Below are 16219 nucleotides of genomic sequence, written 5' to 3' on the forward strand. Positions count from 1 at the left end.
TTCCTCCCATATCGTTTTTACAATTTTTCTCCCTAATTAACTAAAATGGTCCCCTTAATACAGGTATAGCATTAATTGTAAGAATTTTGTATTGAAATAAGAATATTACTTATTGAGAAAATTATGTTATTATCTATCTTCTATAAATTTAACGCACCAAAAATAGAAAATTTGATTCATAATTTGTTATTTATATAGCACTTAAAGGGATACTGCCACATCGCTATCAAGCTAAGAACATATAACATCAATTTATAGTAGAGGTTATTTCTTTTTTAGGCTACATGCAGGGAATTTAAAGGTTTGCATACGAAATAAGCCGGGTTTATTTTATTGAAGAATGTTGATACAGGTATGATTCTGAAAGAGCTGGCAGATGCTTCCCTACAATATAGTGATAATAATGCACAAAATCTTATTCTTAAACAATTAGGTCGACCTAGAGAATTCCAAAACTCAATGAGAGAAATAGGAGATGCCGTTACAAATACTGAACGTTTTAAATCAGAGTTAAACGTAGTGCATCCAGGAGGATGGGAGGTAGCTGATAAGACTGACTCGGAATCTTATGGAATCCGAAATGATATCGAAATTATTCAATCACCAAATAATTTCGATACTTTCTAAACATGATAAAGAGGATGCTAAATACGATGATAAGTTTATTGCAGAAGTAACAAAGATAGTGTTAGAAGCTTTAAAAGTGACAAATAAATAATAATAGTAATTAGTTATTAATATTTTCTCGTGTATCCGTCACAATACTGTGACGGTCTTTTTGTGTATATTAAAAAGAATCTACTTAAGCAAAGAAAAAAGATAGAAACAATCCCTATTGAAATTATTAATTAAATAACAACAAATATACGCTTTATTGGATACTTATTGCATTAAAGGGGGGAGGTAAGATATCATCTTTTTTACATAAGTAAAATATTAAATAACAAATGAACTTTAGAAATTGCGCCTAAATTAAAGGAGAGTACGTTATGAATACAATCATGATTGTAGAAGATGATATAAAAATTGCTGAATTACTGGGAACTCATATTAAAAAATATGGATATCAAAGTGTTATTATAGAGGACTTCGAAAATGTCTTAGATATATTTCAAGAGATAAAACCAGATATAGTGCTATTAGATGTGAATTTACCTAATTTTGACGGTTATTATTGGTGTCGTAAAATACGAGCTATTTCTACTTGTCCAATTGTATTTCTATCTGCAAGGAGTGGAGAGATGGATCAAGTTATGGCTTTAGAAAATGGTGGTGATGATTACATTACGAAACCTTTTTATTATGAGGTTGTAATGTCTAAAATTCGTAGTCAACTCAGAAGAGCATACGGTGAATATGCTCCTAAAGTAAAAGAACGAATAGTTGAGCAATCGGGATTATTCCTGTTCCCAGAAAGAATGGAACTTCAATTAAATGATAAGACAATTTTACTTACTAGAAAAGAAACAACTTTATTAGAGATATTGATAACAAAGTCTCCGCTCCTTGTAAAACGTGAAGTGATTTTAGAACAATTATGGGATAGTTCATATATAGACGAAAATACATTGAGTGTAAATATAGGTAGAATTAGAAAGAAACTGCAAGATTTAGGTATCGAAAACGCATTGGAGACGGTTCGTGGTGCTGGATATCGTTTGCATGCTACTTGGAAAAAGGAAGGAAAGGAATAATGAAATTATTTTTACAAGAACATATTCCACTTATTTTTTATACATTTGCCCAATTGCTTATCATTCTTTTTATATATTGGTTTGATGGCTATCCACATATTTTGACAGCATTATATTCAGTATTTTTGGGTGTTTTTTTATTGATGGGTTATTTAATCTATCGTTATTATAGTCATCGTTCATTCTATAAGCGTCTATCAACACCAATGGAAACTTTAAATGAGTCAATAAAAGATAGTGATTTGACTCCATTATCAATGGCCTTAGAAACATTACTACAATCTCAATATCAATATTATCAAAACCAATTAAAAAAATGGGAACGAAAACAACAAGAGCAAATGACTTTTATGAATCAATGGGTTCATCAAATGAAAACACCTATTTCTGTTATTGAGTTAATTACACAAGATGCAGAAGACTCACGATTTGACAGTATTAATGAAGAAACGGAAAGAATCAAAAAAGGACTAGAAATGGTCTTATATGTTGCTCGCTTAGAAACATTTGAACAAGATTTTCAAGTGAACAGATTGCAGTTATTGGGAATGATTGATTCTGCTATTCATGAAAATAAACGTCTATTTATACGTAGTTATGTGTATCCAGAAGTAAAAGTAGATCCAAATCTTATTGTAGAAACAGATAAGAAATGGTTTCGATTTATACTCAATCAAGTACTGTCAAATGCAATTAAATATTCGTCAAGTAAGAAAGAAAAAGTAATAGTATCGGCGTTTTCAAAGGGACGAGCAATTATTTTGGAAGTAAAAGATTATGGGGTTGGTATTCCTTCTGCTGATTTACCACGTGTTTTCAATCCATTTTATACTGGAGAAAATGGTAGGAAATTTAAAGAGTCTACGGGAATGGGATTATATCTTGTTAAAGAAGTATGTGAAAAATTAAATCATAAGATTGAGCTAGAATCTGAGGTAGGTAAGGGAACAAAAATTAGAATCATATTCCCGTATGCATCTCGTTAACCGATGGAAGGTATACCTTTCATCGGTTTTTCTTTTGAATCTTACAAACTTGTTAGATAAATGTTAGGGAAATCGATATGAGACATACTATATATAAGTTACACTTCATGTATCGAAAAGAGAAATGGAAGGTGAAATACTTGTGGAGATACTACATGTTTCAGATTTAGGGAAAGTTTATTCTGGGAAAATTTCTTATACAGCATTATCCCATATTGATTTAAAAATAAACAAAGGTGAATTTGTAGGAATTATGGGACCATCTGGGAGTGGTAAAACAACGCTATTAAATATGGTTTCTACTATAGATGCTCCAACATCAGGAGAAGTATTAATTCATGGAGAAAATCCATATCTGTTATCTCCAGATCAGTTGTCTTTATTTCGAAGACGTGAATTAGGGTTTGTTTTTCAATCATTTAATCTCCTTAATACATTAACAGTGAAAGAAAATATTGTTCTTTCACTTACGCTTGATGGTGTAAGCCCTAGAGAAATGGAAGGTAAAGTGGAAGCTATTGCTGAAAAACTAGGGATAACTGAAATATTAGATAAACGTACGTATGAAATCTCTGGTGGGCAAGCACAAAGAACAGCTATCGCACGAGCTACAATTCATAATCCGAAATTATTACTTGCGGATGAGCCTACAGGAAATCTGGATTCAAAATCTGCTAGTGATGTGATGGAATTATTGACAAAGCTTAATAAAGAAAATAGCACAACGATGATGTTAGTGACACATGATGCAATGGCTGCAAGTTATTGTGATCGAATTGTGTTTATCAAAGATGGACAGTTATACAATGAGATTTATTGTGGAGATAATCGCAAAGTATTTTATCAAAAAATTCTAGAGGTTTTAGCATTATTAGGAGGAAATGCAAATGACTTTTCGACAGTTCGCATTTAATAACGTCATTCGAAGTAAACGAACATATTTGGCTCATTTTTTAAGTAGTACGTTTGCTATTATGATTTTCTTTACTTATGCATTACTTGCATTTCATCCTAATTTACAAGGGGATCTTGCTGCCAGTATAACAATCAATACATTTGCAAAGTCAGGATTACAGATATCGCAGGGGTTAATATTTTTCTTCTCATTCTTCTTTATCTTATATTCTGTAAGTGCATTTTTAAAAACAAGAAAAAAAGATTTTGGAATTCTAATGCTACATGGGATGTCGCGTTTACAGTTGAATAAATTAGTATTTATTGAAAATATAATAATTGGTACCGCTTCTATTTTAACAGGAATTACAATTGGAATGGCGTTCTCTAAGTTTATCTTAATTATGAGCAACAATCTGTTAATGATTGATAAAGGACTTCCATTTTACATGCCATTTAAAGCAATTGGGATAACATTTGGAGCATTCTTATTACTATTTTTATTCATTTCACTTTTTACTTCTCGACTAATAAATGTAGAGCAATTAGTAGAATTAATAAAAGCAGAAGAAAAGCCAAAGCCTGAACCAAAAGCATCCCTTTGGCTATCTTTGTTCGCACTAATTTGTATTGGATTAGGATATACAGCTGTTTTCCATAGTGTTAACGCAATTCATTACAAGGATGTGAAATATGTATTATCCATGTTGGCGACAGGGGTGAGCTTTGTTGTACTTGGAACGTACTTCTTATTTACACAACTCAGTGTGTATGTGTTACGTGTATTAAAGAAAAGGGAAAATATTTTCTTTAAGAAAACAAACATACTCACCATCTCAGATTTAGTGTATCAATTAAAAGATAATGCAAAAATGTTTTTTATGGTAACTATTATTTCTGCTGTTGCCTTCACTGCAGTGGGGACTTGTATGGGATTAGGAAATTCATCCATGGCTGAATCGGATAGCCCTTTTGCATTTTCTTATCGGTCTTATAATAATAACAATTTAGAAAAAGAACATATAAAAAGGATTGAAAGTGAACTCAATGATGGCGGGTTTAATTTCAAACGAGTGACTTATTCAATCAAACAAATTTCGGATACCATTTATAACAGTAATGTTTTATTAAGTGTTATAAAAATAAGTGATTATAATAAGTTAGCTGAGGCATTTGATTTTGAAAAAGAAAGCTTAAAAGATGAAAATGAAAGTTTTGTCATACCATCAAGAAAAGTCACTAATACAAAATCTAAACAAAATAACTTCCAATTGTTGCATGGAAATATAAAAAAAGCTATGCATGTAAATAAAATACTAACGCCAAAAGAACTACAAGATACAAACATAACGACAATTATTATTCCGGATTCTGTATATAATCAAATGATTGTGGATCCAGAGAATCAATACGGTCAATTCACTATCAATGGTTTTGTTGTGAAAGATTGGGAGAAAACAAAAAAAGTTGCTGAAAAAATCTTGGCTTCCTTACAGAAAGGGAATAAAGATATAAATGATCCTAGGGTATACAACGAATCATATCAATTTTCGACTTTAATTTTTACATGGATAGCTATGAAGCAAGGGTTTGGACTGGCATCTATCATGAGTGTATTAATAGGTATTGTTTTCTTTACGTTTGCTGCAAGCTTTTTATATTTCCGATTATACACAGACTTAGAACGAAATCAGCAGCAATATAAAATGATAGCAAAAGTTGGTTTAAGTAAACCTGAATTAAAGAAAATTGTGACACGTCAACTTGCATTACTATTCTTTTTACCCATTGTAATAGCAATTACCCATAGTGCCGTAGCTTTTATGGCCTTGCAAAAGTTAGCTAATTTTTCAGTCTTGGGTAGTTCCGTTATAGTATTGGTTTGTTTCTTAGTTTTACAAATTATATATTTTTACTTTGTTCGTGCTCAATATTTGAAAAATATGTATAAAACGATTTTTTAATTTAAATATAATTAAATGAAGGAGAATATAGGTTGAAAAAAAGAATTGGATTATTAATAGTAGCTGGTATTTCAATTACCATGTTAGGAGCATGTTCATTATTTGGTACAAAAGACTCTCCAGCAAATGGAATTTCAATAGAAGTAGGAGCGATAAACGAACAAACAAGAAGCTCTATAATTGACTCATACAAAGATATAACAAGCTCACAAGACCTATATCAATTAAAAGAAGGGACGATAGATAATAACAAGCTCGACATAAAGCTACCGACTAATTTTGGGGGTTCTATGGATACTGCTACTAGTAATTTACTATTTATTAGTAGAACAACTGCTGAAAAAATGAATAAAAAGGGACTTATACGTGAAAGGGATAATAACGAGGGGCTCCTATCTTCAGACCCTCTCGATTCGTTACCAAAAATAGGGAAAAATGAAACTATCATATTTGCAAATAAAGAATATAAAGACTTAAAAGAATTAACATTCGATAACAAAAAAATGAATGTTCAATACAAAGGAGATGTATGGCTATCTCCATATCGTGGTGAATCCAATGAAATCCTATTAATTGTAGATGATACATTATTTAAAGAAATAAATGGGAAAGAAAAAACTAGACAGATTCTATCTTTTAATAAATCTTTTGGGAATCTTAATTTAGTCAATCAAGGAAAAGCACCAGAATTAAGTAAGGAAATAGATAAATTGAATATGGTTTTAGGAACTAAGAACAAGGGAGCCGTTAGTTTCGTGAATATTACAGAAAAATAAGAAAATATATTCATATAGAACAGAAAAAGTAAAAGTCTATTAAACGATGAATGAAAGTTCAGTTATTAATTTTTTCAAATATGATTATTTTTAGGGACACAAATAAGTGGATCAGATTTTTTAGTCATAATAAAAAATCTGATCCACTTTTGAAATTATACTACCATCTAAATTTATACACTTGTTTTGTGTCTAAACCTACAATTTTCTCGCAATGATATGGTGACCCCATGCCCATCAAGCTAAGGTTGGGTATTCCATGAACTTCCGTTCTTGTTGCCTACATGCTTGATATTTTGTTTATTTGTTTTTAAAAATACGCATTCCAAATAAACCTTAATAAGGTTTATTTTTAAAAGTTATGCAATTTTTTTATTTATATTGGATATAGTGCACTGATAAACAACGCCTAAAATATCAAAAACTGTCTTTTTCTCATATCGATGGGATTTCCGTCCGTTTTTCTGTAAGAGGTCAAACAGACGAAGAAAAATTTTTGATACTTCTTGAGTGTCTTGTTGTATAGCTTCATATACTAAGTACAGATGATCTTGAATCATATAAATTGCTTTATATTCACTTAATTCTTTTTGTTTTTTCTGTAGTAACAGCTGTCGCATTTTGAACATAGTGGAAGAACAAAGAAAAATAGCGATTAACTGTCCATAAAGATGACATTCTAGACGCTCTCGCTTAATATTGTGACAATGATTGATACCAAAAAGAGATTTCCATGTTTTAAATACAATCTCTATTTGCCAACGTAGAGAGTAAATCTCGTGAACATGTTCCATCGGAACAATTTCCCATGGGATGTTGGTAATATAAACATTGATTTCTGTTAAACGTTTACTTTTTTCAGAGTATGTAACCCCTTTTTTCTTTTCAACATAAGTTTGCTGTTTCCTACGTTTATGAACTTGAGTTGATGTGAGTCTATATATTACAACCCGTGAGGGTAATTTTTGTTGTCCAACATAGGCATTCTGAATTTCATAAGTATCTCCTGGTTTTATCTGATGCATGACATGTTCAAGGTCAAGTAAAGCATATAAAGATTGCTTTTTTACTGTCCCATCCCGAAAGAATTCTGGAGATTCATTTTTCACATATACTCTATTATTTAATTTCAACCGTGAAACATAGAATACCCCTCGTTGATCCATCTGATCTAAATCTTTTAGAGAAAAGTATCCTAAATCTCGGATACATAAATCTCCTGGTCGTAAGGTATCCAAACATTCTGTACCAAAGGTTTTATCATTATTTTTACCTGGTTCCATTTGAAAATTGAGGAATTTCCCACTATGTAAATCATACTCTAGTTGAATCTTAATACCAGCTGTCTGTGCACATCCTCCTGAACCAGGATAAATAGAAGCTAAATGATTGGGTACTTGAAAAATAGTAGCATCTAAAATACGTATACGTTGAAAATAAGAGGTGTATTGATTTGAGATTTGAGACGAATCGTTTAATTTGCTTTTGATTAAAAGGGAAAATACACGTTGTAGAAATAAAACAGCACATCGGTTAAAACGTTGATTAAGTCCTTCTGGACTTATAAGTGTAGCTGTATTTGCATAAAGCTGACTACATAATCGAGTAAGAGAATCGCTTGCTACCTGTTGACTAATCCAGATACATAAGGCAGCCAAATCTCGTGCACCATACTTACTTTTACGTTTTACAAAACCTACCTCTTGTGCGAGTTGTTGAAGAATATGTGGAGATAGATATCGCTCTAGTTCTTCAGCATACAAATGAAACTCATCTTGAATCGATAGATTCATACAAAAAACGCCATCCTTTCTGTATATTTCTACAAAAAGAATAGCGTTTTTTTCGTTTTATGGATACAAATTCGTTTTTTCTTGATGAGCTGAACCACATAAATGGTTTAACTATGCTATCAAAACGCTTGGAGAAATCTCCAAGCGTTTTCGGTGTGTTTAATTTTATTTTTAAACAAGATGCACACTTAAGTTGTGGAAAGTAAATTATGTATTTTTTGTTTTAAGTGATACTAACAAAAAAATTATGAAATGAATGCAATATAACAACCGACCATAACGAACCTGTCTTTTTAAACACAAACCCAAAAATTAATCCAAGAAGAAAAACATATATTTGACTCCATAAATTTAAAAAATCCCCGTTATAAATCCAGATTGGATAGTGTATTGCTAAAAATAAGAAAGCTGTGATAAGATTGGCGTTCCAAAAAGGTAATCTTTTACTAATCTCTTGCAGAATTAATCCTCTAAATACAATCTCTTCTGTAATTCCTACTAAAAGAATAGCATTAAGATAGTTGTTGAAAGATAATGTGAAGTCAAATGTTTGATTATTAAGCATATAGGTTTCAAAGGCAAAATATAAACCAAGTAGCAATGAAAGAACTACCCCAAAAAATAATCCTTTTTTCACATTGATATTTATTTTTAAGTAGCCAATTGGATTAGTCTTTAAATAATATTTTATGTATAACCAAGTTGGAACAATCCAAATGGAAATCTTAATTAACGCAGTCAAAAAAGCTGCAGTAGTATCGCCAAATAAATGAATATATTTTGCTAACCATAATTCTTTAAAAGTCCAAGCGAGGTAAAATACGAAAAGATACAATGTAATTGGTTTTATATCACTAATTTTGTTTCCATTTGTCCCTCCTAGAATTTGATATGTTTAAAATTTTCCGTCGATTGAATTTATTAAAAATCTTGTTCTACTAAACTTCTTCATCAGTTCAAGTACAACATTCCACAATCTGTATATTTATTTTAACATAAAATTTCCATTTCCCTTCAAAAAAATAAGTTCGCTCGATAATTACCTCGTTCTAATCGGATAGGTAAATATTAAAATAGTAGGGATACCGCCCCACATCCATTAACTTAAGAAATTGGTAGCTCCCCAAAACGAAGAAAATGAGTTGAATTCTCATAAATAACGGTAAAACAATAAAATTTTCGTCTTGGGGGCACTTCAAAATTTTAGCTTGATGGGCATGTATGGTGACCCCCAATAGAATATTATATTTTCAAGGGGTTGATGGATTAAAAACTGGATTTAAAGATACAGTAGGTTACTGTTTTGCAGGAACAGCAAAATAAGATGGTAAAAGGATGTTTTCTGTTGTAATGGGAAATAGTAATGATTCTCAGCGTTTTATGGAAACTAAGAAACTATTCTCATATGGATTTGATAAATTTTATATACCTTTTCTTTAATAGAGTACCATAATATACGGTGCACACTGGTTTGATTTTTTTGTAAATGTGGAACAAATGTATTACGTAGATTGTCTATTAAGTGTAATCCTGAAAAATATGAAATTGCGGATTATTTCGAAAGGAGAGAGGGTATTAAAAATAGGGATGTGTGTGGAAATAAAGAGTGTTAGTCTTACAAGTGTAGAACTTTTCTTAATATGTACTTGTAGAAGCGAAAAAATTTAATATATTTAAATATGAATAGAAGTATTATAGAGAAATGCTATTAAAGAAAGGAATTTCATAGAATGGGAAATGTATTAAATGTAAAAAGAATAATAGTCACAATAGTGGCTATTATTGCAATCGCAATTGGGTATTTTATGTTTCAATCAATTACTTCACCGGCTAGAGCAGTAGCCAGCCAAGTAAATGCAGTACATCTTGCAGGTGAACAGTCGAAGGTGAAGATGAATAAGGCTGCACCAAATCAATTTAATGGTCAAGTGAGGAAAATTGCTTATCTTACATTTGATGATGGTCCAGGAAAATATACAGCTGAATTGTTAAATATATTAAAACAAAATGATACGAAAGCAACTTTTTTCTTAATTGGTGCAAATGTAAAGCAGTATCCGGATTTAGTAAAACGTGAAAAAGCAGAAGGGCACTATGTAGGTATGCATAGTATGACACACAATTCCAAGAAGTTATATACAAATGGCGAGTATGTCAATGAAATGAAAGAAGACCAGGGGTTAATAGCAAATATTATTGGTGAATCGCCAAAACTAACACGCCCTCCATATGGTTCTTCGCCTGGATTAAATGAAGCACTTCGTAATAAGGTTGTAGAAAGTGGTTTAAGAGTTTGGGATTGGACGATAGATACTTCAGACTGGAGATATGGTAACATGCCAGTGGATGCTGCTGCGGCAAAAATTGCTGAAAGTGTAATTACAGGTGCAACAAAGTCCAAAGAGATTATCTTAATGCATGATATTCATCCACAATCTGTTGCAGCAATACCAGCAATAATAGAAGGATTAAAAGCAAAAGGTTATGAATTTGAAGCATATCATGAAGATGAGCATTTTTCGTTAAACTTTTGGCATGATAATCGTATATAGCATAGGAAGAAATGAAGCTGACTTATAAAAAAGAGTTTTGTTGCATATATTTCAAAAACACTTGTAGAATTCGAGTTTTTTGAAAATGCAGGTGTAATATCTCGTTATAATTCTTTGTCAAATGTTTGTAATTTATCTTGAATCATGTGATTCATAAAAAACGTTATTTTTTCTAATCTAGCTTATTTAGAAAGAATAACGTTTTTTTATACCTGAGGATAGTGAAAACTTCGAGTTTTTCTTACAAATATCGTGAATTTATTTCAAATTCGCGCGTTTTTCTGTTAATTGAAAGAGACAAATTTGGATATATATGCTAATATCAGGGAGGAATTGTAAAGAAAATCAGGAAAATGGAGGCAATTATGAAAACTTTCATATATATGGTGAGACACGGGGATTCACCGAAATTTGGAAAAGAAGAGACAAGAGGATTAACTGAAAAAGGAAAATCAGATGTTCAACGAATAACAGATGCATTACAAGGTGAGGAAATCGACGTTGTTATCTCGAGTCCATACAATCGCTCAATTCTAACTGTTCAGCAGTTAGCGAAGCAAATAGGACAAGAAGTTATAGTATTTGAGGACTTAAAAGAGAGAATTTTTATTGCTGAAGAGGAACGAATGTCGGATAAAGAATTATTCCCTTTGATAGAAAAGTCATTCATAGATCCCGACTTTGCTTTAAAGGGAGGAGAGTCGAATGTCGAATGTCAGAAACGTGCTATAAAAGTTTTAAAAGAATTATTAAACACCTATCGAGGACAGAAAGTAGTATTAGGCACTCATGGGGCTGTAATGACTTTGATGATGGGGTATTATGACAGTAAGTATGATTTGAATTTTTTACTACAGACATCAAAACCAGATATATATAGAATGGAATTCAATGGGCAGGAATTGGTGGAAGTTAAAAAATTGTGGGAAATTTCATAGATTGACTTTATTCATCCATAGCTTACCTAAATGACGTGTATTATAAGAAAAAGGGTTACTGCGGTAACCCTTTTTCTTATGGCATTGACGGGGGTTGAGTTCAACAATATAAAAATTCGGTTTCTTAACGTACAAAACTCACGTTTAGTTCTTGCTATCCCGAGATGAAATGGGAGGGAATGTTTTTGGGCAGGATATTTTTAAAGTTATTTTTTAAATCAATCCTATTTGTTTTCTTATGCGGTATTGTTGTTTTTTCTATATTTCAGATTATTTTTGTCTGGAGTGTTTCGACAGGATTAGGAAGAGATGATATAGTCGGGTTTTCAGATAATAAGTATGTAATTGGTCGTCCACCTGTAAGCTATAATTTATATAAAAAAGATAGTGGGGAAACTATATTAGATAATGTTATTGGTTATAAAAAAGGAAAAACTAAAAGCTATATTCGGAATGAAATTGAATTTGTAGTGATAAATGAGACAAAGGGTAGCTATGAATTGTATAAAATAGAAAAGGCTTCAGAAAAGGATATAGAACGACTGAAAGAAATGAAGAAATTAGAATAAAAGAGACTATCTGAAATGTAAAAATGTCCACTTGTTATTGTTAGATCTAAAAAATGGTTTAGACTGATAATCGGGTTTTATTTTATGAAAAGAATTATTATTAAAATAAAGTATTAGGGGTTCAGTCCTATGCCCTCAAGCTAATATTTTGAAGTGTCCTCAAAACGAAAATTTTCTTCGTTTTGGGGAACTACCAATTTCTTAAGTTGATGGATGTGTGATACTACCCCTAGAAATATAGAACTCTTTTTTCGATTTTTGATGATATCATTTTAATTAAATATATAGAATGATTTAGAAATATGATTTAAAATTGGAAGGGCGTATAAAATATGAAAAAAAAATTAACTAAAATTACAATGATAAGCGGTATTATTATAATAATTTATAATTTAACTAAATGGTATTTAGTTCAATTAGTTACACCATTTTTCATGCCGTTTGTTAGTATTGCAATTTATGGGTCATTTTTTATAATATTTATTATAGGAATTATAAACTTTATAAAATGTAAAAACTGGAAACTTTTAGTTATACAATTAATCATAATTATTATTTGTATATATGTGCCTTTTGTAAAAATATATATGAAACTAGATTTTATAATTTATAAAGAAGATCGTAAACAAGTAATAGAACTTATAGAACAAAAAAAGTTAATTCCAAATGTTGAGTATAATAGTAAGATGATTCATTTACCTAAACAATTTGTATCAACTTCCAAAAATGGTGGGGATGTATTGGTTCAAGAAAAAGAAAATAGTACTTTAATTTTCTTTTATACTTATCGTGGTATATTAGATAATTTTTCAGGTTTTATATATTCGTTTAATGATATAAAACCAATTAAGTCGGATTTTAATAGTGATTTTAAAGAAATCATAAAGGTAGAAAAGAATTGGTATTATGTAACATCATATTAAAAAATAAAATTTGATTTGAAGCCTTTGTATTCTTCGTTGGAGCTATTTATTCGTTTAAATTATATAGATAGGAATTTAAATTATTCACTTACAAAAAACAATAAAAACAGTAGTGATTTTATGCACTACTGTTTTTTATTGCCTCTTTCATATTTATAATAAATAAAAAGTACTTATTAATGTTTTAAAAGTGGTTTTAACTTGATGTTGATGTGACGGAACCTACAAATTTTAAAACTGTCATTGTGATTTCCATATTATTTCCTCCTCTGTTGTTGATGCTAATGATTTATCTTTATGCTTTTATTGTAGTGAGCGCTTCCATTTTTAACGATACATTTTTATATTCAATATTACATATAGGGAGGTAACGAAATATCATATTTTCTCATTAAGGGGTCTCGCCACATGCCCATCAAGCTAAGGGTTTTAAGTACCCCCTAAATGAAAAAATTTTTCTCTGTATTTAGTTATTTTGAGAAATGGACTCATTTTTTGTTTTGGGGTGTGTACTTTTCTTAAGTTAATGGGCATGGGATAACGCAATTGAAAAACTGTTTTAAATTTTCTTTATTTATCTAGTAATCTTTGGTAATATTTAATTTAGAGATGTAAAGAAAGGGGAATCTATATTACACATGTGGAATATCTTGAAATGATTATTTAATTGGATAGAGACAGTGGCGGTCCTTGGTTATTAAGGATGCGTTTATTTGTCTATCTTAAATCATTCAAGGGATACATGGTGTGGACAATTAAATTCCCATTGCCGAGCAGATACCTTTGTATATCTGCTTTTATTTATGGGCAAAAATACATCTCTATTCACACAATCATAGAGTCCCTAAATTGGGGGAATTTTAATGAGAAATCAGTACGAAAAAGAAGAAGCACTAACAGGAGGGAATGTCTCCAGTGTATATCGTTTTGGGGATACGGTTCGACGAGAATTAAAGCCTGATAGTATTAAAATTCATACATTGCTAAAACACCTTGAAAACAAAGGCTTAAAAGGTGTGCCAAAGTTTCTAGGTATCGATGAAAAAGGAAGAGAGATTTTATCCTTTATTAAAGGAGAAGCTGGCAATTATCCGTTAAAAAAATACATGTGGTCGGATGAGGCTTTAAAAGATATCGCAAAAATGCTTCGTCTCTATCATGATGCGGTGAGTGATTTTCCAATGGAAGAACGTTGGCAGCCAATTGATAACACTCCACAGCCATTTGAGGTGATGTGCCATAATGATTTTGCCATCTATAACATTATTTTTAATCGCGGAAGACCAGTAGGTGTGATTGATTTTGATTTGGCCGCTCCTGGTCCAAGACTTTGGGATATCGCCTATACGCTTTACACTTGCGTTCCTTTAAGTAGGCTTTATCATACAGAAGCAGGCCAAGCCATTTATTATGATTCGTTAAAGGATGCCGAGCGAATCAAACAAAGGGTTAAATTGTTTTTTGATTCCTATGGTATGGAGGGAATAGAAAAAGGGTTTTTAGAAATGGTATTGCTACGAGTAGAAGGATTATGTAAAACCATACAAAGGAAAGCCAAAGAAGGCGATATTGCGTTTCAAAAAATGATCGAAGAAGGACATTATGATCATTATCAAGAGGAACTTCAATTCATTCGCGAACACGGAAAAGAATGGATTTAAGAGAAAAGTCTTGGTGAATTAATGGATTGTAAGTGATTAAAAAGAAATGCCACCCTAAAATGATAAAATACGCTATTCTTTCTGTAGAATCATAGGAAAGGATGGCGTTTTTTATGTCTGTTTCTGTGTCTGACGAATTACAACTGTTTGCTCAAGAAATTCAAAGCTTTTTATCTCCGAATTTCTTACGAGATCTTGCTAGAGATGTTGGTTTTGTACAACGAACCAGTAAGTACCAAGCAAAAGACTTAGTCGCTTTATGTGTATGGATTAGTCAAAATGTCGCTAAAACCTCTTTAACTCAGTTATGTAGCTGTTTAGAAACATCAACAGAAGTGCTCCTCAGTCCTGAAGGACTGAATCAACGGTTTAATGAGGCGGCTGTCCAACTTTTACAACGCCTACTAGCTGAACTACTAAACAAAAAAATGGACGCATCTATGCCGATTTCTTCGCCATACACTTCTGTTTTCAAGCGTATTCGTATTTTAGATTCAACTGCATTTCAACTCCCAGATGTATTTTCATCGGTTTATCCAGGTGCAGGGGGATGCAGCCATACAGCTGGCATAAAAATTCAACTTGAGTATGATTTGTTAAGTGGACAGTTCCTACATATTCATACAGGTCCAGGTAAACAACATGATCGCACTTACGGCTCTCTGTGTGCCCCAACTGTGAAAGTGAATGATTTATGTATCCGAGATTTAGGTTATTTTCATTTGAAAGACCTTCAATATATACAAGATATGGAGGCCTACTATATCTCTCGTATCAAGTCGAATACACGTATTTATCAAAAAAATCCTACCCCTGATTATTTTCAAGATGGAAGAATTAAGAAAGGTACAGAGTATATACAGATAGATATGGAGACGTTAATGAACTCCCTTCAACCAGGGCAAACATGTGAAATAGCTGATGCTTATGTAGGAATGATTGATAAAATGCCAGCTCGTGTAATTGTTCATCGATTAACAAAACAACAGCAACAAAAACGATTACAAGATCAAACTGTAAGAGAAAAAAAGAAAGGAATGAAGTATTCTCCTCGTAGTAAACGACTCAGTGGTCTCAATGTATATATGACAAACACCCCTACAGATATTGTCCCGACGGGACAAGTACATGATTGGTATTCTTTACGTTGGCAAATCGAAATTTTATTTAAAACGTGGAAGTCATTCTTCCAAATTCATCATTGTAAAAAGATAAAACCAGAACGATTGGAGTGCCATTTATATGGTCAATTGATTGCCATTCTACTCTGTTCTTCTATCATGTTTCAAATGCGACAATTGCTCCTAATGAAAAAAAAACGAGAGCTTAGTGAGTATAAAGCCATATATATGATCAAAGACTATTTTCTTCTTTTATTCCAAACTATACAAAAAAACACCCAAGAGCTATCAAAGGTGTTACTTCGCCTGTTCAATCTCCTACAGCAAAACGGGCGGAAATCTCATCGA

The 16219-nt window shown here is 31.6% G+C and carries 13 protein-coding genes and 3 pseudogenes; 14 read left to right on the forward strand and 2 right to left on the reverse strand.

What is annotated here, in order from left to right; translation table 11 throughout:
* Positions 1 to 336 precede the first annotated feature (336 nt).
* The 6 genes and pseudogenes from BUA87_RS28695 to BUA87_RS28725 form a co-directional block, all read left to right on the forward strand.
* Positions 337 to 718, forward strand: a pseudogene (locus BUA87_RS28695) (serine hydrolase); the annotation flags it as partial.
* A gap of 271 nt (positions 719 to 989) precedes the next feature.
* Complete coding sequence (locus tag BUA87_RS28705; protein WP_001092331.1) at positions 990 to 1694, forward strand: response regulator transcription factor; 705 nt, start codon at positions 990 to 992, stop codon at positions 1692 to 1694.
* Positions 1694 to 2680 carry a sensor histidine kinase gene (locus BUA87_RS28710; protein WP_000765323.1) on the forward strand — a complete coding sequence of 329 codons (987 nt, stop codon included), beginning with the start codon at positions 1694 to 1696 and terminating at the stop codon, positions 2678 to 2680. Before BUA87_RS28705 ends, BUA87_RS28710 begins: the two co-directional genes overlap by 1 nt.
* 142 nt (positions 2681 to 2822) lie before the next feature.
* Positions 2823 to 3593: an ABC transporter ATP-binding protein gene (locus tag BUA87_RS28715; protein WP_002153727.1), complete on the forward strand. Its 771-nt coding sequence runs from the start codon at positions 2823 to 2825 to the stop codon at positions 3591 to 3593.
* On the forward strand, positions 3568 to 5538 hold the full coding sequence (locus BUA87_RS28720) for an FtsX-like permease family protein (RefSeq protein WP_072941658.1): 1971 nt from the start codon (positions 3568 to 3570) through the stop codon (positions 5536 to 5538). Before BUA87_RS28715 ends, BUA87_RS28720 begins: the two co-directional genes overlap by 26 nt.
* A gap of 32 nt (positions 5539 to 5570) precedes the next feature.
* Positions 5571 to 6314: a lipoprotein BA_5634 family protein gene (locus tag BUA87_RS28725; protein WP_072941661.1), complete on the forward strand. Its 744-nt coding sequence runs from the start codon at positions 5571 to 5573 to the stop codon at positions 6312 to 6314.
* Positions 6315 to 6673: 359 nt separating this feature from the next.
* Here BUA87_RS28725 and BUA87_RS28730 read toward each other — a convergent pair whose 3' ends face one another.
* Together BUA87_RS28730 and BUA87_RS28735 are read right to left on the reverse strand one after the other, a co-directional pair.
* Positions 6674 to 8107 (reverse strand): IS4 family transposase, encoded by a 1434-nt coding sequence (locus tag BUA87_RS28730; RefSeq protein WP_072941664.1) that lies wholly within the window; start codon positions 8105 to 8107, stop codon positions 6674 to 6676.
* A 223-nt stretch (positions 8108 to 8330) separates the two neighbouring features.
* Entirely contained in the window at positions 8331 to 8942 is a 612-nt protein-coding gene (locus tag BUA87_RS28735) for a CPBP family intramembrane glutamic endopeptidase (protein ID WP_256678998.1), read from the reverse strand.
* 398 nt (positions 8943 to 9340) lie between these two features.
* Between BUA87_RS28735 and BUA87_RS32030 the strand changes: the two are divergent.
* The 8 genes and pseudogenes from BUA87_RS32030 to BUA87_RS28780 all read left to right on the forward strand — a co-directional run.
* Positions 9341 to 9547, forward strand: a pseudogene (locus BUA87_RS32030) (D-alanyl-D-alanine carboxypeptidase); the annotation flags it as partial.
* A 290-nt stretch (positions 9548 to 9837) separates the two neighbouring features.
* Complete coding sequence (locus tag BUA87_RS28755; RefSeq protein ID WP_000528735.1) at positions 9838 to 10659, forward strand: peptidoglycan-N-acetylglucosamine deacetylase; 822 nt, start codon at positions 9838 to 9840, stop codon at positions 10657 to 10659.
* 365 nt (positions 10660 to 11024) lie between these two features.
* The gene (locus BUA87_RS28760) at positions 11025 to 11597 is read left to right on the forward strand and encodes a histidine phosphatase family protein (RefSeq protein WP_000846734.1); all 573 of its coding nucleotides are present in this window, start codon (positions 11025 to 11027) and stop codon (positions 11595 to 11597) included.
* A gap of 185 nt (positions 11598 to 11782) precedes the next feature.
* On the forward strand, positions 11783 to 12166 hold the full coding sequence (locus tag BUA87_RS28765; protein WP_000532580.1) for a hypothetical protein: 384 nt from the start codon (positions 11783 to 11785) through the stop codon (positions 12164 to 12166).
* Between the two features lie 332 nt (positions 12167 to 12498).
* Complete coding sequence (locus BUA87_RS28770; RefSeq protein ID WP_072941677.1) at positions 12499 to 13089, forward strand: hypothetical protein; 591 nt, start codon at positions 12499 to 12501, stop codon at positions 13087 to 13089.
* Between the two features lie 8 nt (positions 13090 to 13097).
* Positions 13098 to 13160, forward strand: a pseudogene (locus BUA87_RS30735) (6-aminohexanoate hydrolase); the annotation flags it as partial.
* Positions 13161 to 13952: 792 nt separating this feature from the next.
* Positions 13953 to 14750 carry a phosphotransferase gene (locus BUA87_RS28775; protein WP_072941681.1) on the forward strand — a complete coding sequence of 266 codons (798 nt, stop codon included), beginning with the start codon at positions 13953 to 13955 and terminating at the stop codon, positions 14748 to 14750.
* A gap of 113 nt (positions 14751 to 14863) precedes the next feature.
* The coding region (locus BUA87_RS28780) for an IS4 family transposase (protein ID WP_072941684.1) at positions 14864 to 16219 on the forward strand (1356 nt) is incomplete at its 3' end.

The sequence above is a fragment of the Bacillus sp. bc15 genome (genome assembly GCF_900142585.1).
Classification (GTDB): domain Bacteria; phylum Bacillota; class Bacilli; order Bacillales; family Bacillaceae_G; genus Bacillus_A; species Bacillus_A cereus.

Coding starts and splice junctions, on each gene's coding strand:
- BUA87_RS28775 (WP_072941681.1), top strand. CDS start 13,953: ATGAGAAATCAGTACGAAAAAGAAGAAGCACTAACAGGAGGGAATGTC.
- BUA87_RS28760 (WP_000846734.1), top strand. CDS start 11,025: ATGAAAACTTTCATATATATGGTGAGACACGGGGATTCACCGAAATTT.
- BUA87_RS28730 (WP_072941664.1), bottom strand. CDS start 8,107: ATGAATCTATCGATTCAAGATGAGTTTCATTTGTATGCTGAAGAACTA.
- BUA87_RS28720 (WP_072941658.1), top strand. CDS start 3,568: ATGACTTTTCGACAGTTCGCATTTAATAACGTCATTCGAAGTAAACGA.
- BUA87_RS28755 (WP_000528735.1), top strand. CDS start 9,838: ATGGGAAATGTATTAAATGTAAAAAGAATAATAGTCACAATAGTGGCT.
- BUA87_RS28770 (WP_072941677.1), top strand. CDS start 12,499: ATGAAAAAAAAATTAACTAAAATTACAATGATAAGCGGTATTATTATA.
- BUA87_RS28710 (WP_000765323.1), top strand. CDS start 1,694: ATGAAATTATTTTTACAAGAACATATTCCACTTATTTTTTATACATTT.
- BUA87_RS28705 (WP_001092331.1), top strand. CDS start 990: ATGAATACAATCATGATTGTAGAAGATGATATAAAAATTGCTGAATTA.